Origin of the sequence: Curtobacterium sp. MCBA15_016 (assembly GCF_001865105.1) — a bacterium.
Taxonomy (GTDB): Bacteria; Actinomycetota; Actinomycetes; order Actinomycetales; family Microbacteriaceae; genus Curtobacterium.
Genome location: NZ_MJGR01000002.1, coordinates 195,049 through 214,673, shown reverse-complemented (window position 1 = coordinate 214,673; position 19,625 = coordinate 195,049). Strand labels below are relative to the sequence as shown.

18 protein-coding genes are annotated in these 19,625 nt (G+C 72.3%); 11 read left to right on the top strand and 7 right to left on the bottom strand.

Translation table 11 applies throughout. From position 1 onward, the window contains the following. Nucleotides 1-689, top strand: a 689-nt coding sequence (locus tag BIV03_RS19400) for a hypothetical protein (RefSeq protein ID WP_175475677.1), incomplete at its 5' end; no start/stop codon positions are given. Between the two features lie 125 nt (nucleotides 690-814). Here the strand turns inward: BIV03_RS19400 and BIV03_RS02330 are convergent. Continuing rightward, complete coding sequence (locus BIV03_RS02330) at nucleotides 815-1,669, bottom strand: PPK2 family polyphosphate kinase (RefSeq protein WP_071294488.1); 855 nt, start codon at nucleotides 1,667-1,669, stop codon at nucleotides 815-817. A 140-nt stretch (nucleotides 1,670-1,809) separates the two neighbouring features. On the opposite strand from BIV03_RS02330, the gene BIV03_RS18975 reads away from it, so the two are divergent. Both BIV03_RS18975 and BIV03_RS02320 read left to right on the top strand, forming a co-directional pair. Next, the gene (locus BIV03_RS18975) at nucleotides 1,810-2,976 is read left to right on the top strand and encodes an alpha/beta hydrolase (protein WP_071294487.1); all 1,167 of its coding nucleotides are present in this window, start codon (nucleotides 1,810-1,812) and stop codon (nucleotides 2,974-2,976) included. A 205-nt stretch (nucleotides 2,977-3,181) separates the two neighbouring features. Continuing rightward, entirely contained in the window at nucleotides 3,182-3,493 is a 312-nt protein-coding gene (locus BIV03_RS02320) for a hypothetical protein (protein WP_139199463.1), read from the top strand. Here the strand turns inward: BIV03_RS02320 and BIV03_RS02315 are convergent. The 3 genes from BIV03_RS02315 to BIV03_RS02305 form a co-directional block, all read right to left on the bottom strand. Next, nucleotides 3,490-6,954 carry an efflux RND transporter permease subunit gene (locus BIV03_RS02315; RefSeq protein WP_083403146.1) on the bottom strand — a complete coding sequence of 1,155 codons (3,465 nt, stop codon included), beginning with the start codon at nucleotides 6,952-6,954 and terminating at the stop codon, nucleotides 3,490-3,492. The genes BIV03_RS02320 and BIV03_RS02315 overlap by 4 nt on opposite strands. Before the next feature lie 33 nt (nucleotides 6,955-6,987). After that, entirely contained in the window at nucleotides 6,988-7,653 is a 666-nt protein-coding gene (locus tag BIV03_RS02310; RefSeq protein WP_071294486.1) for a DUF6518 family protein, read from the bottom strand. Nucleotides 7,654-7,759: 106 nt separating this feature from the next. Then, entirely contained in the window at nucleotides 7,760-9,211 is a 1,452-nt protein-coding gene (locus BIV03_RS02305; RefSeq protein ID WP_071294485.1) for a PLP-dependent aminotransferase family protein, read from the bottom strand. Nucleotides 9,212-9,271: 60 nt separating this feature from the next. Between BIV03_RS02305 and BIV03_RS02300 the strand changes: the two genes are divergently transcribed. From BIV03_RS02300 to BIV03_RS02290, 3 genes are all read left to right on the top strand, one after another. Next, the gene (locus BIV03_RS02300) at nucleotides 9,272-9,937 is read left to right on the top strand and encodes a YitT family protein (protein ID WP_071294484.1); all 666 of its coding nucleotides are present in this window, start codon (nucleotides 9,272-9,274) and stop codon (nucleotides 9,935-9,937) included. Nucleotides 9,938-10,013: 76 nt separating this feature from the next. After that, nucleotides 10,014-10,910 carry a DUF4097 family beta strand repeat-containing protein gene (locus tag BIV03_RS02295; protein WP_071294483.1) on the top strand — a complete coding sequence of 299 codons (897 nt, stop codon included), beginning with the start codon at nucleotides 10,014-10,016 and terminating at the stop codon, nucleotides 10,908-10,910. After that, nucleotides 10,907-11,488 carry a PadR family transcriptional regulator gene (locus BIV03_RS02290; protein WP_071294482.1) on the top strand — a complete coding sequence of 194 codons (582 nt, stop codon included), beginning with the start codon at nucleotides 10,907-10,909 and terminating at the stop codon, nucleotides 11,486-11,488. Before BIV03_RS02295 ends, BIV03_RS02290 begins: the two co-directional genes overlap by 4 nt. Nucleotides 11,489-11,557: 69 nt before the next feature. Here the strand turns inward: BIV03_RS02290 and BIV03_RS02285 are convergent, their stop codons facing one another. Further along, entirely contained in the window at nucleotides 11,558-12,346 is a 789-nt protein-coding gene (locus tag BIV03_RS02285) for a MerR family transcriptional regulator (RefSeq protein WP_071294481.1), read from the bottom strand. Between the two features lie 130 nt (nucleotides 12,347-12,476). On the opposite strand from BIV03_RS02285, the gene BIV03_RS02280 reads away from it, so the two are divergent. The 4 genes from BIV03_RS02280 to BIV03_RS02265 all read left to right on the top strand — a co-directional run bounded on the left by BIV03_RS02280 (nucleotide 12,477) and on the right by BIV03_RS02265 (nucleotide 16,343). Then, nucleotides 12,477-14,690, top strand: a complete 2,214-nt coding sequence (locus tag BIV03_RS02280; protein WP_071294480.1) for an APC family permease — start codon at nucleotides 12,477-12,479, stop codon at nucleotides 14,688-14,690. 11 nt (nucleotides 14,691-14,701) lie between these two features. Next, the gene (locus BIV03_RS02275) at nucleotides 14,702-15,439 is read left to right on the top strand and encodes a hypothetical protein (RefSeq protein WP_071294479.1); all 738 of its coding nucleotides are present in this window, start codon (nucleotides 14,702-14,704) and stop codon (nucleotides 15,437-15,439) included. A 90-nt stretch (nucleotides 15,440-15,529) separates the two neighbouring features. Beyond that, nucleotides 15,530-15,793, top strand: a complete 264-nt coding sequence (locus BIV03_RS02270) for a DUF3072 domain-containing protein (RefSeq protein ID WP_070416997.1) — start codon at nucleotides 15,530-15,532, stop codon at nucleotides 15,791-15,793. Between the two features lie 109 nt (nucleotides 15,794-15,902). Beyond that, a complete protein-coding gene (locus BIV03_RS02265; protein WP_071294478.1) occupies nucleotides 15,903-16,343 on the top strand; it encodes a DoxX family protein in 441 nt (146 codons plus the stop codon). 104 nt (nucleotides 16,344-16,447) lie between these two features. Here BIV03_RS02265 and BIV03_RS02260 read toward each other — a convergent pair whose 3' ends face one another. Beyond that, a complete protein-coding gene (locus BIV03_RS02260) occupies nucleotides 16,448-17,611 on the bottom strand; it encodes an NAD(P)-binding domain-containing protein (protein WP_071294477.1) in 1,164 nt (387 codons plus the stop codon). A 158-nt stretch (nucleotides 17,612-17,769) separates the two neighbouring features. Here BIV03_RS02260 and BIV03_RS02255 point away from each other — a divergent pair, with 158 nt between their 5' ends. Continuing rightward, nucleotides 17,770-17,991 carry a DUF3073 domain-containing protein gene (locus BIV03_RS02255; RefSeq protein ID WP_070417000.1) on the top strand — a complete coding sequence of 74 codons (222 nt, stop codon included), beginning with the start codon at nucleotides 17,770-17,772 and terminating at the stop codon, nucleotides 17,989-17,991. A 474-nt stretch (nucleotides 17,992-18,465) separates the two neighbouring features. Here the strand turns inward: BIV03_RS02255 and purM are convergent, their stop codons facing one another. Continuing rightward, nucleotides 18,466-19,560, bottom strand: a complete 1,095-nt coding sequence (gene purM, locus BIV03_RS02250; RefSeq protein WP_070417001.1) for a phosphoribosylformylglycinamidine cyclo-ligase — start codon at nucleotides 19,558-19,560, stop codon at nucleotides 18,466-18,468. Nucleotides 19,561-19,625 lie beyond the last annotated feature (65 nt).

Sequence of the window (19,625 nt, the reverse complement as noted above, 5' to 3'; positions counted from 1 at the left end):
GCACGATCGTCGCGGTCGAACCGGCGGGGCGCACGGTCGTCACGGTCGAACCGGCGCGGGGCGCGGTCGTCGTCACGACGGGGAGCGCGGTCGTCGCGGTCGAAGCGACGCGGGGCACGATCGTCGCGGTCGAAGCGACGCGGGGCACGGTCGTCGCGGTCGAAGCGACGCGGGGCACGGTCGTCGCGGTCGAACGAGCGACGCGGACGGTCGTCGTTGTTGTCACGACGGGGCGCACGGTCGTCGCGGTCGAAGCGACGGGGAGCGCGGTCATCGCGGTCGAAGCGACGGCCGCCACGGTCATCACGCTGCGGGCGGCCCTGGCCACCGTCGCGCGGCTCCCAGTTCGGACGGCTCGGGCGCTCGCCCTGCGCCGCACGGCCGCGACGCTCCTCGGCGTCCCAACGCTGCTTCTGCCGCGGAGCGGACGGGTCGGCGGCGCGGAAACCGCGGTGCTTGCTGCTGCGAGCGGCGGGGGTGCCGTTCGGGTGACGGACACGGTCGGAGGCGCGGTTGTCCGCGCCGCCCTTGTTGTACGGGGCCATGGCTACTTTCTCGGGGTGCAGACGTACCGCAGCGCCCGGCAGCGACATCGGCGGGGGCTTGCGTGCGGAGAGGGGGTTCTTCCCGTCGCGGATCGACGTGAATCCAGCCCTCGAGCAACACACACCCAAACGAAAACTCCGTGATCGCAATGTCACGGCGTCGAAGGCCGACCGAGTGAGTCTACGCGATCGGACCGTCGCTGGCCAGCCCACCGCCGGGCCGGGGCTGCGAGACGGGGGCGATCCGTGCCTCCTGGACCGTTCGCGGGTCAGGACTCGGCGAGCCGCTGCCGCTGCTCGGCCACGTCGAAGTCCGCTGCGGGCCAGGTGAGCTGCATGTCCTCGAGCGTGCGGAGCAGGAGCTGCTGCACGGCGAGCCGGGCGTACCACTTGCGGTTCGCCGGGATGACGTACCAGGGGTTCGTCGCGGTCGAGGTGCGGTCGAACACCGTCTGGTACGCGTCCTGGTAGTCGTCCCAGAGCAGGCGCTCGTCGATGTCGCCGGGGTTGAACTTCCAGTGCTTGTCGGGTCGGTCGAGGCGCTCACCGAGTCGTTCGCGCTGCTCGTCCTTCGAGATGTGGAGCATGACCTTGACGAGGCTCGTACCAGACGCGGCGAGCTCGTCCTCGAAGTCGACGATGGCTCCGTAGCGGCGCTCGATCTCCTCCGGCGGGGCGAACGCGCGGACCTTCTGGATGAGGACGTCCTCGTAGTGGGAGCGGTCGAAGACGCCGAGCTGGCCGGCGCCCGGGAGCTGTCGCTCGATGCGCCAGAGGAAGTCGTGCTCGCGTTCCTCGGCGTTCGGCGCCTTGAAGCCGGCGTAGTGCACGCCGTTCGGGTCCACCGCGCCGACGACGTGCGAGACGATCCCGCCCTTGCCCGCGGTGTCCATCGCCTGGAGGACGAGGAGTACACGGCGCTGGTCACCGGCGGTCGAGGCCGCCCAGAGTCGCTCCTGCAGCGCGGACAGTCGGGAGGCCCCGGCGGCGAGCGCCTCGAGCCCGTCGATCTTCCGCCCCGGGAACCCCGGGGTGCCGTCGGGGTCGACCCGGTCGAGGCGGAACCCCTCCTCGACGCGGAGCAGTGGTTCGGGGTCGGCGTTCCAGGCCTTGCGACGGCTCACGGGTCCTCCTGCGGGGTCGTCACCATCCTGGCACCGCCGGACGGGTTCGTCCGGCGGTGGTCCTCGGGTCGGAGGAGGGGACGGTCGGTTCCTCCCGTGGGTGGACGACGGCGTGCGGGGACCGGGTTACCGTTGATCCGATGAGGTCAGGCTGTCGCACGCTGCTCGCGCTCGTCGCCGCGGTCGTGGCGCTCGGCGCGGTCGCGTCGTGCAGCACGGACCCGGTCGGTGACGAGAACCGCACGGTGACCGCCGGACCCGTGATCTACCCGCTGTCGCTCCGGTACCACGGCATCGACGTCGTCGCCGACGTGCCGTACGGGTCGGACGCGCTGCAGCGGCTCGACGTGTGCCTGCCGGCGGACAGTGCACCGGACACCACGAGGACCCCGACGCCGACGCCGGGCGGGACGGCTTCCGCGACGGCGGACGAGGTCGGGGCCGACGCGGGCGGGGACGGGAGTGCGAGTGGTGCCGGGACTGCCGGGACTACCGCGGCCGGCATCGCCGCTGCGGGGGCCGGGGCAGCCGCCGACGGGAACGGTGCCGGTGCTGGTGCTGGTGCCGGTGCCGGCGACGCTGCCGTCGCCGAGGCGGCCAGCGGCACGCGTCCCGCCGTCCTGATGATCCACGGCGGGAGCTGGTCCCACGGCGACAAGGCCACCGCGGCGTACCGATCGGTGTGCAAGTACCTGGCCTCCGAGGGCTTCGTCACCTTCAACGTCGACTACCGGCTCGCCCCGACGGACCCGTTCCCGGCCGGGCTGGACGACGTCCGACGGGCACTCGACTGGGTGTTCCGTCCGACGACGCTGTCCACCTACGACGTCGACAGCAAGCGGGTCGGGGTGTTCGGGGGCAGCGCCGGTGGGAACCTCGCGGCGATGCTCGCCGTGACGGACCACGACTCGACCGCCTACGCCGAGGGGGACCGGATCCGGGCCGTCGTCGACCTGAGCGGCCCCACGAACCTGACGACCCGCTCGACCGAGGCCGACGGCGTCTCCGCCGCGTTCCAGCGGAAGCAGTTGCTGTACCTCGGTTGCCGGACCTACTCGGACTGTCCGGCCGCGACCCGGGCGTCGCCGGAGTACCACGTGACCTCGGACACGGCGCCGTTCTTCATCGGCCACTCCACCGACGAGTTCATCCCGCTGTGGGAGTCGCAGGAGTTCGCGGCGACGCTCCGACGACATGACGTGCCGGTGACGTTCGTCGCGGTCGAGGGGTCGGCGCACTCCATCGCGCAGCTCGACGAGGCGATGAGCAAGCGCGTGGCGAGCTTCCTGCGGGAGCACCTGGACTGAGGCGCGGCCGCGGGCCGCGCGTGGCTGGTGGCCGCCGCGGCCCCGAGTCTCGGTTCGGCGGACGTTCCTCGGGCGGTGCGGACGCGAAAGTGTCCGCGGGGCCGAGACTCGGGCACCGGCACCGGCACCGGCCGCACGTGCCCCGGCCGGGTGGCACCCGGAGTCGGGACTGCCGCCCGGCGCCCGCGCACCGCAGACTTCGGGGGTGACCGACACCTCGATGCGCCCTGCACACGCGACTGCCTCCCGCTGGGAGCGGCACTCCTCGCTGCAGACGTTCGCCGAACTCCTGCTCGGTCTGTCGTTCACCGCCGCGGTTGCCTTCGGCGGGTACGCGGCCGTGACCGGACGGATGACCGTGCTGTCGCAGGGCGCCGGCGTGGTGTTCCTCGTGACGCTGACGTGCGTCCTCGTGTCGTGGTTCCGTGCCGTCGAGCGCGAGGAGGCACCCGTGGCGGCGCCGGCAGCCTCCGTCGTCGACCCGATCTCGGCGATCGACGCGGAGTACCGCCGCTAGTCCTCCCCCGCCGCGACATCCCCCGCAGCGGCCTCACGCGCAGCGGCATCCCCCGCAGTGGCCTCACGCGCAGTGGCCTCCCCCGCCGCGGCCTCGCGCGCCGCCCGCCGGTCGGCCCGCCGCTCGAAGAGCCCCTCGACGAGGGCGTACAGCGACGGCAGCACCACGAGGGTGAGCAGCGTCGACGACACCAGCCCGCCGATGACCACGAGCGCGAGCGGCTGCGAGATGAACCCGGACCGGCCGGTCAGCCCGACGGCCATCGGGAGCAGCGCGAAGATCGTCGCCAGGGCGGTCATCAGGATCGGCCGGAGTCGTCTGGTCGCACCCTCGATCAGGGCATCGTGCACGCGGAGCCCCCGGCGCCGGTACTGGTTGACGAGGTCGATGAGGACGATCGCGTTCGTCACCACGATGCCGACGAGCATGAGCAGGCCGATCAGTGACGCCACACCGAGCGGGATCCCCGTCACGATCTGCAGGAGCAGCGCGCCGGTGACCGCGAACGGCACCGACACGAGCAGCAGCAGCGGCTGCCGCAGGCTCCGGAACGTGGCGACCATGATCACGTAGACGATCAGGACCGCGACGAGCATGGCCAACAGGAGCTGGCTGAACGCCGACGACTGGCTCGAGGCGACACCGCCGATCTCGGCGGATGCGCCGCGCGGCAGGTCGAGCGCGTCGACGGCCGCGGTCACGTTCTGCACGGCGGCACCGAGGTTCGTCGAGTCCGGGGTCACCGTGATCGTGGCCGTCCGGACGGCGTTCGACGTCGTGATGGACGTCGGCCCCTCGGACTGCTCGACGGTCGCCAGGTCGGACAGCGGCACCGACCCGGTCGAGGTGGGGATGGACAGCGACCGCAGTGCTGCGACGGTCGTCGGGGGCTCGGGGTCGGCGATGTACACGTCGAGCGTCGCGTCGTCGATCTCGATCGTGCCGGTGTCGCGGGGCGAGACCGCCGCGGCGACGATCCCGCCGACCTGCGTCTCGGTCAGGCCGCGCTCGGCGGCGGCCTGCCGGTCGACCCGGACGGCGAGGTACGGCTCGGACGCCGACAGGTTGCTCGTCGCGCCGGTCGTGCCGTCGACCTTCCGCATCTCGCGCAGCACCGACGCCGCCGCGGTCCGGAGCTCAGCCTGGGTCGGCGCGGTGACGTCGACCTCGATGTCGCTCGAGCCGCCGAACCCGCCACCGGCCGACGAGAGGCTGACCTCGCCGACGCCGTCGATGCGGTCGATGCGGTCGCGCGCGGTGGACTGGATGGCGGTCTGGTCGTCGCCGGCGTCCGTCGTCACGTTGTACTGCACGGAGGCCGACGCCCCGCCCCCGAAGGCCGCCTGGATCGACTGCCCGCTCGTCCCGATGGTGGTCTGCACGGTCTGCACACCCTGGACACCGCGGAGCACGCGCTCCACCTCCTGCGCCGCGTCGGACTGCTCGTCGAGGCTCGTCCCCGGCTCGAGGTCCTGCGTGACCGTGAAGGTGTTCTGCCCGGAGTCGCCGAGGTAGTTCGTCTTGACGAACGGCACGGCGGCCGCGGTGCCGCCGAGCACGAGGACCGCCAGGACCACCACGAGCGCCGGCCGACCGATGGCCCAGCGGAGCACGGGCTGGTACCCGCGCCGGAGCCGGTCGGACGTGCCGGCGTCGTGCAGGTCCTCGGCGGACGACAGCGCGGTGGTCGCAGCGGACCCGTCGGCAGCAGCGCCACCGGCAGCAGCGCCACCAGCGGCGGCGCCACCAGCGGCGGCGCCACCAGCGGCGGCGCCACCGGCGACGGTGCCACCGGCGGCGGCAGGCGTCCGGAGGAACCAGTACGCGAGCACCGGGACGATCGTCAGCGACACCAGCAGCGACGCCACGAGCGCCATCGTCACGGTCAGGGCGAACGGCCGGAACAGCTCGCCGACGAGCTCCGCGACGAACGCGACCGGCAGGAAGACGGCGACGGTGGTCAGGGTCGACGCAGTGACGGCGCCGGCCACCTCGCGGACGGCGTCGAGCACCGCCCGGGTCCGGTCCACCCCGGGTTGCAGGTGCCGCTTGATGTTCTCGATGACCACGATCGAGTCGTCCACCACGCGTCCGATCGCGATGGTGAGCGCGGCGAGCGTGATGACGTTCAGCGTGTACCCGGTCGCCCGCATGCCGATCGCGGCGAGGAGCACCGAGGTCGGGATCGAGATCGCGGTGACGATCGTCGACCGCACCGACAGCAGGAACAGCAGGATCACGACGACGGCGAACCCGAGGCCGAGGAGCCCCTCTTCGGCGAGGGAGTCGATGGACTGCTGGATGTAGGGCGCCTGGTCGAACACGACGGTGAACCGGGGGTCGCCGGCGACCTTCGCCTCGATGCCGGGGAGGGCGTCGCGAACCGTCTTCGAGACGTCGACGGTGTTCGCTTCCTGCGTCTTGGTGATCGCGATGGTCAGTGCCGTCTCGCCGTTCACACGGCTGATCGACGTGCGCGGCGACTCCTCGATCGCGACCTTCGCCACGTCGCCGATGGTGGTCGGCGTCGTCGCGGCGGCCCCGGCACCGGCGGTCGCACTGGAGGCGCTGCCCGCCCCCGCCGCACCGCCAGCCGCCGTCCCACTGGTCGCGTCCACGGCCCCGGTCGCGCCCGCCCCGCCGGTCGCGCCTGCCCCGGCGTCCGCCGCACCGCCGGACGAGGAGCTGCCGGAGGATCCCGCCCCGGACGACGACCCGCCGCTCGACGACGCGGTCAACGGCAGCCCCTCGATGTCCTTGATCGACGCGATCCGCTCCCCCGTCTGCACCGACAGCGTCGTGCCGTCCTGGGTGATCGTGCCACCGGGGACGAGCGTCCCGTTGTCTTCGAGTGCGTCCGCGATGGACTGGGTGCTCAGGCCCCGCGACGCCAGCTCGTCGGTGTCCGGGGTGATCACGACGCGGCGCCCCGGGTTGCCGAAGACGTCGGCCTGCCGGACCCCGTCGAGCTTCTCGATGTCGGGGATCGCCGTGGCGTTCAGCCGGTCGACCAGTTGTTCCTGGTCGCCCTTCCCCGTGACGGCGAGCTGCAGGACGGGCAGGTCGTCGAAGGACCCGGTGACGATCTGCGTCTGCACGGTGTCCGGGAGCGACAGGGCGTTCACCGCGGTCTGGATCTTGTCCTCGGCGCTGGCGAGGTTCGATCCGTAGTCGAACGACGCCGAGACGACGCTCTGCCCGGTCGACGACGTCGCGGTGGTCGACTCGAGGTTCGGCACGACCTGGATCGCCTGCTCGATCTTCGTCGACACGTCGTTCGACACGACCTCGGGCGTGGCACCGGGGTACGCGCTGACGATGGCGACCTGCGGGAACTGGACGCTGGGGATGAGCTCCTGCTTGAGGCTCGTCAGCGCGATGCCGCCGAACACCGCGACGACGACGGTGACGAGCGCGATGAGCGCGCGGTTGCGGAGGCTGAAGACCGAGAGGAGGTGCACACCCTGATCCTTGCAGGGCGTCCCTCGACGCGCTCAGCCGCCGAGGAGCAGGTACGCGCCGAGCACGCCCACGGTCCCGAGCACGCCGGTCGCGAGCGCCACGATCCGGCCGAGCGGGGTCCGTGCCGTCACGACCGCCACGACGAGGACCGCCAGACCGACGACGATCTCGACCACCCAGGTCACCGGCCCCGTGGTGTCCGCGACCTGCAGCAGGGCCCGGACGCCCTCGCCGACGAGCACGGCGGCGGTCGCCCCGAGCGCTGCCCCGCGCCACCCGACGTCCCGGGACCGGAGTGCCACCGCGACCGCACCCGCGAGCACCCCGGCGGGGATGCCCATCAGGACCCAGAAGTTCGTGATCGACAGCACGTCCGGGTAGCCGCGCAGGTTCGTCGCCGCCCAGTACCCCACGTGCATGAGCTCGAGGAGCACGACGCCGAGCACCATCGCGACCGGCGACGCCCAGCGCCCCGACCGCACACCGGCGAGCAGGCACAGCGCAGCCGCGACGACGAACCAGGGTCCGGCGGAGTTCGCGACGGAGGAGAGTCCGGGCACCGCCTGCCCGAACGAGGTCAGCACCCCGGCGAGCAGTGCCCCCGTGAGCGCCATCGAGACCCGGGCGGCGGCGGGCACCGCGTGGGTCGGAGCGGGCGCCGGACGGACCGTCGTGCCGGCGTGCATGGTCGTCTCCATGGGACCAGGATCCCGGTGGCCGGGCGTCGCGCGCATCACTCCGCAGAGCCAGATCGCACGAGGGGCGTCACCCCGGAGGATGACACTGCCGAGCGAGGAGGGCGCGTCACACCACCGCGGCGAGCGACCCCCGCACGCCGGCGGCGTCGCCACCGATCCGTGCCCACGACCGTTCGAGCACGTCGACGAGCCGCACCCGGTCGGCCGGGGACATCGTGAACGGCACCCGCAGGAACCGCTCGAACCCACCGTCCGGCCCGAAGACCCCGCCGGACGCGAGCACGACGCCCTCGGTGCGCGCGGCGAGCACCAGCGCGCTCGACACCGGGCGCCCGAGCCCGACCCACGTCGTCAACCCGCCCGCCGGCGACGGCACGTCCCACTCCGGGAGCCGCGCGCGCAACGCATCCACGACGTCGTCGCGACCCTGGCGCAGGTAATCGCGCCGCGCCTCCAGGACCGCCGCCGTCCGCGGGACGAGCTCCCGCGCGACCAACTGGTCGAGCACGGGCGTGCCGAGGTCGCCCGTCGGCCGGGCGAGGAGCAGCCGCTGCAGGAGCGCCGGTGCGGCGCGGATCCAACCGATCCGCAGGCCGCCCCAGAACACCTTGTCGGCCGACCCGATCATCACGACCGATGCCCCGGACGGGTCGGCCGCTGCCAACGGCAGGGACGGCGAGCCCTCGATCCGCAGCTCGCCCATGGTCTCGTCCGCGATGACCGTCGTCCCGGTCGACGCGGCGACGGACAGCAGGAGCTCCCGGGTGGACGCGGACATCGTCGCTCCGGTCGGGTTGTGCAGCTCGGGCATGACGTACGCGACCGCCGGCGCCGTGCGGCGCATCGTGGTCTCGAGCGCCGTGGCGTCCCACCCGGTCCGCGCGTCCACCGGCACGCCGACGAGTCGACCGCCGACCTCGCGGAAGGCCTCGTGCGCGTGCGGGTAGGTCGGGGACTCGACGAGGACGGCGTCGCCCCGGCGGACGAGCACCCGGGCGAGCAGGGCGATCGCGTGCTGCGCCCCGATCGTCACGACGACCTGGGACGGGTCGGTGGGCAGGCCGCGTTCGGTGTACCGCTCGGCGATCGCCGCGCGCAGCCCGGGATCCCCGACGGTGTCGTACCCGATGCCGGCGAGCGCTGCGGGGACGTGCCGCACCGCGCGCTCGACCGCCTCGGCGATCCCGGGAGCCGCGTGCAGTGCGGCCTTGCGGAGGTCGAGCAGGTCGTCGTCGACGACGCCGCCGAGCCGTTCCGGGTCCGGCCGGCCGATCAGCCCGGCCGGGAGCCGGACCACGCTGCCGGACCCCCGGAGCGACACCACGAACCCGTCGGACCGGAGCCTCGAGTACGCGTTCGCGACCGTGGTGCGCGAGACGCCCAGCGCGGTGGCGAGGCCCCGCTCGGCGGGCAGCCGCACGCCCTGCGGGATCCGGCCGTCGATGACGAGCACGCGCAGCGCGTCGGACAGCGCCTCGTACGCGGGGGCGTCGGTACCGGCGCGCCAGTCGGTCAGGAGGAGCGCTGCGGATCGGGCACTGAGCAGGACCGGGGTCATGGATCCACGGTAGCGGAATTGGCTCTCGACCCGCAGTCCAATCTCCACGACGATCGAGCCATGCCCCGCTCGACCGCCCTCACGCTCCGCTTCGTCCAGCTCTTCGTGGGCCTGTTCCTCTACGGCGCCTCGACGGCACTGCAGGTGCGTGCGGTCGTCGGGGTCTCGTCGTGGACGGTCCTCACGGAGGGGCTCGAGAACGTGGTGCCGTGGTCCTTCGGCGTCATCACCGTGGTGTCGAGCGGCGTCATCCTGCTGTTCTGGATCCCGCTCCGCCAGAAGCCGGGCATCGGGACGCTGCTCAACGCCCTGGCGATCGGACCGAGCGCCGACCTCGTGCTCTGGCTCGTCCCGACACCGTCGGAACTCCTCGGCCGGGTCCTCCTGTTCGTCGCCGGGCTGGTGCTCCTGGCGGTCGCCACCGCGTTCTACATCGGCGCCGGCTTCGGCACGGGCGCTCGAGACGGCCTGATGGTCGGCCTGCACGAGCGCCTCGGCTGGCCGGTGTGGGTGGCGCGGACAGTCATCGAGGTCTCGGTCGTGATCGTCGGCTGGTTCCTCGGCGGCGACGTCGGAGCCGGCACCGTGGTCGCGGCGTTCGCGATCGGTCCGATGGTGCAGCCGCTCATGCCGGTCTTCCGCCGGTTCCCGTGGAGCCCGGAACGGACGCGTGCCGCCACACCGGTCCAGGAGGCACGGGTCGCCGCCGCCTCGGAGGTCGCCTAGAGCCCTTGCGTGCGTCCAGGTCGCGATATAACGTGTCCGTCACAGACGCGATACATCGCGAGTTCGAGGAGGCAACATGGCCCAGGAGAAGTGGCTCGTCGAGGAGCCGAAGGTGATCGACACCGGGATCGTCCGCCGCTTGCGCGTGGGCCTCGCCGGAGGACAGGTGGACGTCGTCGCGCACGACGAGCCGACCGCCCGCGTCGAGGTGCACAGCGTGTCCGGCAAGCCGATGAAGATCGAGCTCGACGGCGACACGCTCACGATCGACCACCCGCAGGTCCGGTGGGACGACCCGATCGGCTTCCTGAAGTCGTTCCGCGGCAAGGCCCACGCCGACGTCAGCGTCCTCGTGCCCCGCGACGCCATCGTCACCCTCGGCGTCGTCTCGGCCGGCGCCCTGCTGTCCGGCACGAACCGCGGCGCCACGCTCAACACGGTGTCCGGCGACCTCGTCGTCGACGACGTCGCGGGTGACGTCACCGTGAACGCGGTGTCCGGCACGACGACCATCCGCGAGCTCGACGGCGCCCTGACGGTGCACACCGTCTCCGGCGACGTCGTGGCGACCGGGGCGATCCCGCGGTTCTCGGCCGACGGGGTGAACGCCGACGTGGTGCTCGACCTGCACGGCACCCCCGACCAGGCCCGCGTCAACACGGTGTCCGGTGCGGTGAGCGTCCGACTCGAGGACGGCGTGCCCTACCAGTGCACCGTCAGCACCGCCTCGGGCAAGCTGCAGTTCGACGACTCGGAGATCCGCGGCGTGCGGGGGTCCTACGTCAAGCAGGGCGGCGAGCTGTCCGGGCAGTGGCTCGACCTCAAGGTGAACTCGGTGTCCGGCGACATCGCGGTGCTGCACGCCCCACCCGTCGCGGAGCCGACGGCACCGATGGAACCGACGACACCGACCGCGCCGGCTGCACCGACCACGCCCGCGGCCCCGGTGAACGACGGCGAGGTGCCCGAATGAGCCCCGTCTTCGCGCACGGCCACCTGCGCCTCTACCTGCTCGTGCTGCTGGCGGACCACCCGATGCACGGGTACGAGGTCATCCAGGCCCTCGGCGACCGCTTCGGCGGCACCTACGTCCCGAGCGCCGGCACCGTGTACCCGCGGCTCGCCAAGCTCGAGGAAGAGGGACTCGTCACGAAGTCCGCGGACGGCCGGAAGACCGTCTACGCGATCACCGACGCGGGCCGCGCCGAGCTCGACGCCCGTGCCGACGAGATCGCCGCGGTCGAGAACGGCGTCAACGACTCGGTGAAGTCCCTGGCCGACGGCGTCCGCGCCTCGGTGGGCGAGGCGATGCGGTCCCTCCGTGCCGACCTCGCGGCGAGCGCGCAGGCACCGCGCGGCCGGACCGCCGACGAGCCCGTGGACGTCCCGTCCGAGGGCGCCCGCGCCCTGCGCGAGGTCGAGATGGTCCTGTCGTCGTTCCGGCAGCAGGTCCGCGCGGACCTCCGCCGTCGGGCGACCCGCGGCACGCTCGGTGCGGACACGGTCACGCGTCTGCGCGACGGCCTGGAGGCGCTGCGCAAGTCCCTCTGACGACCGGCGGCCGACAGACGGTGACGACCCGCGCCTCCAGGCAGCCCGCCAGGAGGCGCGGGTCGTCCGTCACAGACCGCGGTCGGCCAGGGCGTGCATCGCGTCCCGCAGGGCGCGGGCGGCACCCGCGCCCGCCCACTCGTAGGCGTGCGTGAACCGTTCGTCCTGCACGTACATGTCGCCGAGCGTGCGGAACCGGTCGGCGGTGAGCTCGGCCGGGGGCGTCGCCTCGGCGAGCCAGGCGAACTGACGCCGTGCAAGTGCTGCGCCGGCCTCCGACGCCGGACCCGCGCCCGACGCGGCGAGCGCTGCGGCGTCCTGCGCGATCGCCCGCTGTTCTGCCTGGAAGGCCTCCTTCGCGGCGGGGTCCTTCGACTCCCACCAGCGTGCGCCTCGGTCCCAGGCCGCGGGCCCCCAGCGCTCCTCGACCTCCTGCCGGAAGCGCGTCTGGTCGAACCCGTCGAACGTGTCGGTGGCAATCATGTCCTGTCCTTCCTCGATCCTCGTGATGGTGGTCCGCACGGCCGCGAGCTGCCGCGCGAGCCGGTCGCGCTCGCGTTCGAGCCACGCGACGTGCGCCGTGAGGGCCGTGACGTCGTCCTGCTCGCCGTCGAGGACCCGGCCGACGTCGGCCAGCCCGAGTCCGAGCCCGCGCAGCAGGAGGATCCGTTGCAACCGGACCAGCGCGCGGTCGTCGTAGCGTCGGAGCCCACCTTCGCCGACCGCGGTCGCGGGCAGCAGCCCGATCGCGTCGTAGTGCCGGAGCGTGCGGCTCGACACACCGGCGGAACGCGCCACGTCGGCGATGCCGTGCGGTGCTTTCGCAGCTGCGGCCGCTGTGTCTGTCGAATCCCTCATGCAGGCCACGGTAGAGGTTGACGCAGCGTCAACTGCAAGGGGTTTCCGGGGTGCGCCCGACCCGAACCGGCACGGACGGGGAATACCACCGGGGTCGGTCGTGTTGACTCGCGCCCGGAAATGAGTAGGTTTGCCGCTCGTGACGAACGAGATCCGGTCGTTGAAAGCGCGACTGATCGGGGATCCCCTCCCCTCCGAGAAGCTCGAGGGACAGCTCCTCCCGAAGCACCTGGCACTGCCGATCTTCGCGAGTGACCCGCTGTCCTCCGTGGCGTACGCGCCGCAGGAACTCCTCATGATCCTGCTGCTCGGCGGGATGGCGTTCCTGACGTTCGCCCCGTGGGTCGCCGCCCTCGTCGTGCTGCTGCTCGTCGTGGTCGTCGCGTCCTACCGACAGCTCATCAAGGCGTACCCGTCCGGCGGTGGCGACTACGAGGTGGCACACCGGAACCTCGGCGAGAAGGCGGGGCTCGTCGTGGCTTCCGCACTGCTCGTCGACTACGTCATGACCGTGGCGGTCTCGGTCGCGTCGGGCGTGGACAACATCATCTCCGCGCTCCCGTTCCTCAACGAGTTCCGGGTCGAACTGGCCCTGGTGTTCGTCGTGCTCCTCGCCGCCGCGAACCTCCGGGGTGTCCGCGAGTCGAGCAAGGCCTTCGCCGTGCCGACCTACCTCTTCGTGGCGAGCGTCTTCGTGATGGTCGTCGTCGGGCTCGTCCGGGCCGCGGCCGGCAACGCCCCGGTCGCGGAGTCCGCCGCCTACACCGTGCAGAACGTCGAGCACACGACGCAGGCCGCGTTCATCCTGCTGCTCCTCCGCGCGTTCGCGTCCGGCTGCTCGGCGCTGACCGGTGTCGAGGCGATCGCGAACGGCGTGCAGGCGTTCCGCCGCCCGAAGATCAAGAACGCGCAGATGACCCTCGTGTTCATGGGGTCGATCGCGATCGTGCTGTTCGTCGGTCTCATCACGCTCGCCCTCATCTCCCGCGTGCACTACGCCGAGAGCGCGTGCGACCTGCAGGGCTTCGCGCAGTGCGCCACGACGCCGCAGCGTTCCCTGATCGCGCAGATCGCGGCCGCGACGTTCGGCGACAACACGGTCCTCTTCTTCGTGATCCAGGCGACGACCGCGGCGGTGCTGCTGCTCGCCGCCAACACGGCGTTCAACGGCTTCCCGCTGCTCGGGTCGATCCTCGCCCGGGACTCGTACGCCCCGAAGGCCCTGTCGACCCGGGGCGACCGGCTCATCTACTCGAACGGCGTGATCGTGCTCGCCCTCGTCGCGGCGGCGCTGCTGATCGTGTACCGGGCGAACGTCACGAGCCTCATCCAGCTCTACATCATCGGTGTGTTCGTGTCGTTCACGCTCGGGCAGACCGGGATGATCGTGCACTGGACGCGGTTGCTGCGGGCGGACCGGGCGGGCACCGCGGACGGTCCGGTCAACCGTGGGCAGGTCATGCGCTCCCGCGCCATCAACGCCACCGGCGCGACCTTCACGTTCGTCGTCCTCGTCATCGTCACGATCACGAAGTTCACGCACGGCGCCTGGCTCGTGTTCCTGATCATGCCGATCCTGTTCGTGCTCATGCTCGGCGTGAACCGGTACTACCGCGACGTCTCGCACGAGATCGAGGCCGACGAGGAGACCCGGTTCGGCGCGACCGGCGACCACGCGATCGTCCTGGTGAACAAGCTGCAGAAGCCCGTGCTCAAGGCACTCGACTACGCGATCGCCGCCAAGCACGCGAGCTTCGAGGCCCTGCACGTCGCGATCGACGACGCCGATGCGGCCCGGCTCCGGGCGCAGTGGGAGGAGTACGGCATCGAGGTGCCCCTGACCATCGTGCCGAGCCCCTACCGCGACATCTCGATGCCGCTCATCAAGTACATCAAGGCGCACCGGATGGAGCACGGCTCCGAGGTCGTGACCGTCTACACGCCGGTCTTCATCGTCGGGCACTGGTGGGAGACCTTCCTCCACAACCACCGCGGTCGTCGCATCCGGAAGAAGCTGCTGCTCGTGCACGGCGTGACCGTCGCGCTCGTGCCCTGGCTGCTCGACTCCTCCGAGCTCCTGTACGGCCGGCGTTCCCGCCCGCTCCCCGGGCAGGAGCGCCGCGGCGAGCCGATCCGCCCCGCACTCCGCCGCTCCCCGCACGGCGTCGTCCAGCACGACGCCGAGGACGACCGTCTGCTCCGGTCGGCCCAGCGGAACAGCCTGCAGCCGCGCCGCGCGACCCGTCCGGCCGGTCCCGCCGAGGGCGTCGACCCGACCCAGTGCACCGGTGAGATGCACGTCCTCGTCCCGTCGCCTCCACGCGGCGACGGTCGCTCGTCGTAGCATCTGTCGTCATGACGATCTCCGACCTGCGCACGTTCGCCACGTTCGACGGGCACGGCGGCAAGGTCTCGAAGCGCGTCGAGGTGCTCGACCACGAGCCGACGCCCGGCGGCCCGCACGAGGGACTCGTCGCCGTCCGCGGCCCGCACCCCCTCGGCGCACTCGACGAGCAGGCGGCCGAGGACTCGACGCACCGCATCGGCTGGGTCGACCCGGCGACGCTCCGCGACTGGTACCGCCCGGACCGCGTGGTGGTCTCCCGGATCGAGGCGCGTCGGTCCGGCATCGAGCCCGGCACGTACGCGGATTCGCGCGGTCGCGGTCGGGTCCGGATCGACGGCCTGGAGGCGCGGCTCGCCCCCGACGGTCGGCCCGCCTTCCGCGCACTGGCAGGTTCCGCGGACGCCCCGGTCGTCGACGTGCCGCTCCCCACCGACCAGGCGGTGCGGCTCGTGGCGGTGCGCGCGGTCGACGAGGGCCTCGAGATCGTGACCACCCCGGTGTCGCCGTTCCTGTCGCCCGGTCGGTACCCGGCCTTCGGCGACGACGTCGTGGGGCTGCCGCCGCGCTCGGGCACCGGGCACGTCCTGGTCCGCGCTGCCGTCCTGATCGACGGCACCCTGCACGAGGTCGAGCGGATCGACGAGCGTGCCGCGACGATCTGGATCCGCCGCGAGGACCGGTCGGTCCCGATCGCGGTGAGCTCGGTCGGTCCGGACCTGGTGCGGTACACCGCGGTCGCCGACTGACCGCGGGCGCTGCCGCGGGCGTGGGCGCCGTGTGTCCGGGGGACGCCACGGTGGGGTTTCCGGTCGGGGGTGCGGCGTAGCGTCCACGCCATGAGTGACGCAGACCCGATCGACGACCGCACCGACCAGCCCGAGACCCTCGGCGGAGCCCGCCCCGACCCCAGCACCGACGCCAGCAAGGACCCCGAGCAGTGGGTCACCGGTGACGAGCCCATGACCGGGCCGCAGCGCAGCTACCTCGACACCCTCGCCCGCGAGGCCGGCGAGGAACTCCCCGCCGACCTCACCAAGGCTGAGGCCTCGGAGCACATCGACCGCCTGCAGCAGCAGACCGGACGCGGCGCCGATTCCTGAACGCGGGTCCGCGCTTCTGCGGACCCGGGCCTGGGCATGTTCTGGTGATGTCCGGGAAGTCCCCCGGACGGGGGTGGATGATGACGCGTCACCGGTTAGCTTCGACGGCATGCGAACGACATCGACCTCCATCGGCCTGACCGCGCTCCGCATCGTCCTCGGCGTGGTGTTCATCGCCCACGGCGCCCAGAAGTTCGCGCAGGGGATCGGCTCCGTGTCCCAGGGCTTCTCCGGCATGGGCGTCCCCCTCGCCGAGGTCGCGGCGCCCCTCGTCGCCGGGCTCGAACTCGTCGGCGGGGTGTTCCTCGTGCTCGGTGTCGCGACCCGGATCGTGGGCGTGCTGCTCGCGGTCGACATGGTCGTGGCCGGCCTGCTCGCGCACGGGTCCGCGGGGTTCTACTCGCAGGACGGCGGGTTCGAGTACGTCCTCGTGCTCGCGGTGGCGTCCCTCGCGGTGGCGCTGACCGGGCCGGGGCGGTTCTCGCTCGACGCGGTGTTCCTGCTGGCCTCGCGCCGGCGTCGTGGCGTCGAGGAGCCACTGCCCGCCTGACGCCCCCGCCAGTGTGCGAGGTTCCGCGCTCCGTGGGACGGCCTGCGTCCCGCACCGGGCGCGGAACCCCGCACGGTGCGTCGGCGACGTCGCACCGTGCGAGGTCAGTCGGACCCGACCGCCGGCGCCGATCCCGCATCGTCACCCGCGAGCACGTCCATCACCTGCCGGGCGATCCGCCGCCCGGCACGGTTCGCCCCGATGGTCGACGCCTGTGGCCCGTACCCCGCCAGGAACAACCGCGGCTCATCCACCGACCGACCGTCCTCGACCACGATGCCGCCGGCCGCGGTCCGCAGGTGCAACGGCGCGAGGTGCCGCAGGTCCGCACGGAACCCGGTCGCCCAGATCACGGCGTCGGCGTGCACGTGCTCACCCTCGGCCGTGACCACACCGGTCTCGTCGAGCCGGGTGAACATCGGCGAGTCCTGCAGCACACCCCGCTCGAGTCCGGCACGGATCCGGCGCGACACGGGGACACCGGTGCCGGAGACAATGCTCGGCAGGGTCTCCCCCGCCCGTGCGGCCCGGTCCTGCTCGTCGACCGCCGCCACCGCGGACTCGAGGTCGAGCGCCGCCGACTCCGACCACACCATCGGTCGCCGGGTGAACCACCGGGTCCGTGCGGCGACGCCGTCGAGCTCGAGCAGGAACCCGATCGCGCTCGTGCCACCGCCGACGACCACCACGTCCTGACCGGCGAAATCCGCCGCACTCCGGTACTCCGTCGTGTCCAGCTGCCGACCCCCGAAGGCATCCCGACCCGGGTACCACGGGACGAACGGCGTGCCCCACGTCCCGGAGGCGTTCACGACGACCTCGGCGCCGATCCGGCTCGTGCGCCCGTCGGCGGTCCGGACGGTGACGCACAGGCCTCCGGACGCTCCGGGGCTGTCCCCGATGCGCGACACGGACGACACCGAGACCGGACGACGGACCCGCAGGTCGTAGTGCTGCTCGAAGCGCCGGTAGTACTCGCCGACGACGTCCCGCGCCGGTCGCGACCGGTCCGCGTCGTCGAACCGGAGGCCCATCGCGTTCATCCCGGGCAGGTCGTGCACGCGGTGCGCGGCTCCGAGGCGGAGGGCCTCCCACCGGAACTGCCAGGCTCCACCCGTGCTCGGCGCCCGGTCGAGCAGCACCAGATCGCTCCCCGGCGTCAGGCCGAGCCGGCGGAGGTGGTATCCCACCGAGAGGCCGGCCTGACCCGCGCCGATCACCACGACCCGGGCGTGCTGGTCGGCCGGGGCCTGCGCGTCGTCTGTCATCACTTCGATTCTGCTGTGGGCGGGGCCGTCGCGGCGACGTCCAGATCGGGGTACATGGTAGAGTGATCGGCAGATTTCAAACCACGAAACCGTTCGGTTCCCCGGGTGACTCCTCTCCCGCCAGGACCGGACCAGAGCCGATCACGAGGGGGTCACGCATGGGGCGCGGCCGTCAGAAGGCGAAGCACACCAAGGTCGCCCGGGAACTGAAGTACTTCAGCCCGGAGACGAACTACGGTGCGCTCGAACGAGAGCTCTCCGCCGGGCAACACTCGGACGAGAACTCCTACGTCGACCGCTGGGCAGACCAATACGGTGATGACCAGCTCGAAGAAGACGACGAGTTCGAACCGCAGCAGGACCAGAACAAGTCCGCCTGACCCAGGCTCGATGACGACGCCGCGCACCCTCCTGGGCAGCGCGGCGTTTCGTCGTGCGTGCCGCCCGGTGCCGCCAGCCGCCCGCGTCTGACGTCGGCCGGGGCCCCGCGGACTCGGAACGACATCCTCGACGTCGTACGACAGCGACGATGTCGCACCCGCGCGCCTGCAAAGGCCCGCGCACGCAACGAACGACGAAGCCGACGTCGCACGACAGCGACGATGTCGCACCCGCGCGCCTGCAAAGGCCCGCGCACGCAACGAACGACGAAGCCGACGTCGTACGACAGCGACGATGTCGCACCCGCGCGCCCGCAACGACCCGCGCACGCAACGAACGACGAACCCGAGGTCGCACGACCTGCCGCGCCCGTTCCGCCCCGGTCGCACGAACTGCCGCCCGGAAGGAGTCCGGACGGCAGTTCGTGCGACCTCGAGCCCGCGCGGCGCGCGCGGCCCCGCGCGCCCCCGCGCTCAGCCCGCGTACGCCCCCACGAGCCGCACCGCGCCGCCGTCGACGCCCTTCGCGCCCTGCTCGAACCCGTCGAGGTCACGCGCCGAGGTCGAGATCGTCCCGACCGCCCACGACGGCAGCCCGGCGGCCCCGAGCGACGCGATGACGTCCGACGCTGCAGCGGCCGACACGACCGCGAACATGCCGATGCCGAGGTTCCAGGTGCCCTCGGTGTCCTCGATGGGAGTGCCCGCCATCGACGCGAGCACACGGAAGACGGGGAGCGGCTCCCACGTGGAGCGATCGACCTCGACCCAGGACCCGACGGGCAGCACGCGCGCCAGGTTCGCCGCGATGCCACCACCCGTGACGTGTGACAGCGAGTGCACGGCGCCCGGGTGCTGCTCGATGAGCGACAGCAGCGGCGTCGTGTAGAGGCGCGTCGGCTCGAGCAGGGCTTCCCCGACGAGGCCGCCGAGCTCCGGCAACGAGTCGGTGTACCCGACGCCGCGCGACGACAGGATGTGCCGCACGAGCGAGTACCCGTTGGAGTGCAGCCCGGAGGACTCGATCGCCACGACGACGTCGCCGTCCTGCACGAGGTGCGCGCCGAGCTGCGACCCGGCCTCGACCGCGCCGACCGCGGCACCGGCCACGTCGTAGTCGTCCGGCCCGAGCAGCCCGGGGTGCTCCGCCGTCTCGCCCCCGACCAGCGCGGTGCCGGTCTCCGAGCAGCCGCGGGCGATGCCGGCGACGATGTCCGCGATGCGCCCGGGGACGACCCGGCCGCAGGCGATGTAGTCCGTCATGAAGAGCGGCTTCGCGCCGACCACGACGATGTCGTCGACGACCATGCCGACGAGGTCCTGCCCGATCGTGTCGTGCTTGTCGATCGCCTGCGCGATGGCGACCTTCGTCCCGACGCCGTCGGTGGAGGTCGCGAGCAGCGGCCGTGAGAAGTCCTTCAGGAACGAGACGTCGTAGAGCCCGGCGAAGCCACCGACGCCGCCCATGACCGACGGGGTGTGGGTGGCCGCGACTGCGGACTTCATGAGTTCGACGGCCAGGTCACCGGCGGCGGTGTCCACTCCGGCTTCGGCGTACGGGTTGGGCATGCTGAGTCCTTCGCGGTGACATGGCAGACTTGTTCGGTACCCCCCGATTCTACGGTCTGGAGCAC

Excerpts from the sequence above, each read along its gene's own strand:
- BIV03_RS02285 (WP_071294481.1), bottom strand. The coding sequence starts at position 12,346 with ATGAGGGATTCGACAGACACAGCGGCCGCAGCTGCGAAAGCACCGCAC.
- BIV03_RS02295 (WP_071294483.1), top strand. The coding sequence starts at position 10,014 with ATGGCCCAGGAGAAGTGGCTCGTCGAGGAGCCGAAGGTGATCGACACC.
- BIV03_RS02290 (WP_071294482.1), top strand. The coding sequence starts at position 10,907 with ATGAGCCCCGTCTTCGCGCACGGCCACCTGCGCCTCTACCTGCTCGTG.
- BIV03_RS18975 (WP_071294487.1), top strand. The coding sequence starts at position 1,810 with ATGAGGTCAGGCTGTCGCACGCTGCTCGCGCTCGTCGCCGCGGTCGTG.
- BIV03_RS02310 (WP_071294486.1), bottom strand. The coding sequence starts at position 7,653 with ATGGAGACGACCATGCACGCCGGCACGACGGTCCGTCCGGCGCCCGCT.
- BIV03_RS02270 (WP_070416997.1), top strand. The coding sequence starts at position 15,530 with ATGAGTGACGCAGACCCGATCGACGACCGCACCGACCAGCCCGAGACC.
- BIV03_RS02260 (WP_071294477.1), bottom strand. The coding sequence starts at position 17,611 with ATGACAGACGACGCGCAGGCCCCGGCCGACCAGCACGCCCGGGTCGTG.
- BIV03_RS02275 (WP_071294479.1), top strand. The coding sequence starts at position 14,702 with ATGACGATCTCCGACCTGCGCACGTTCGCCACGTTCGACGGGCACGGC.
- BIV03_RS02300 (WP_071294484.1), top strand. The coding sequence starts at position 9,272 with ATGCCCCGCTCGACCGCCCTCACGCTCCGCTTCGTCCAGCTCTTCGTG.
- BIV03_RS02265 (WP_071294478.1), top strand. The coding sequence starts at position 15,903 with ATGCGAACGACATCGACCTCCATCGGCCTGACCGCGCTCCGCATCGTC.
- BIV03_RS02255 (WP_070417000.1), top strand. The coding sequence starts at position 17,770 with ATGGGGCGCGGCCGTCAGAAGGCGAAGCACACCAAGGTCGCCCGGGAA.
- BIV03_RS02305 (WP_071294485.1), bottom strand. The coding sequence starts at position 9,211 with ATGACCCCGGTCCTGCTCAGTGCCCGATCCGCAGCGCTCCTCCTGACC.
- purM (WP_070417001.1), bottom strand. The coding sequence starts at position 19,560 with ATGCCCAACCCGTACGCCGAAGCCGGAGTGGACACCGCCGCCGGTGAC.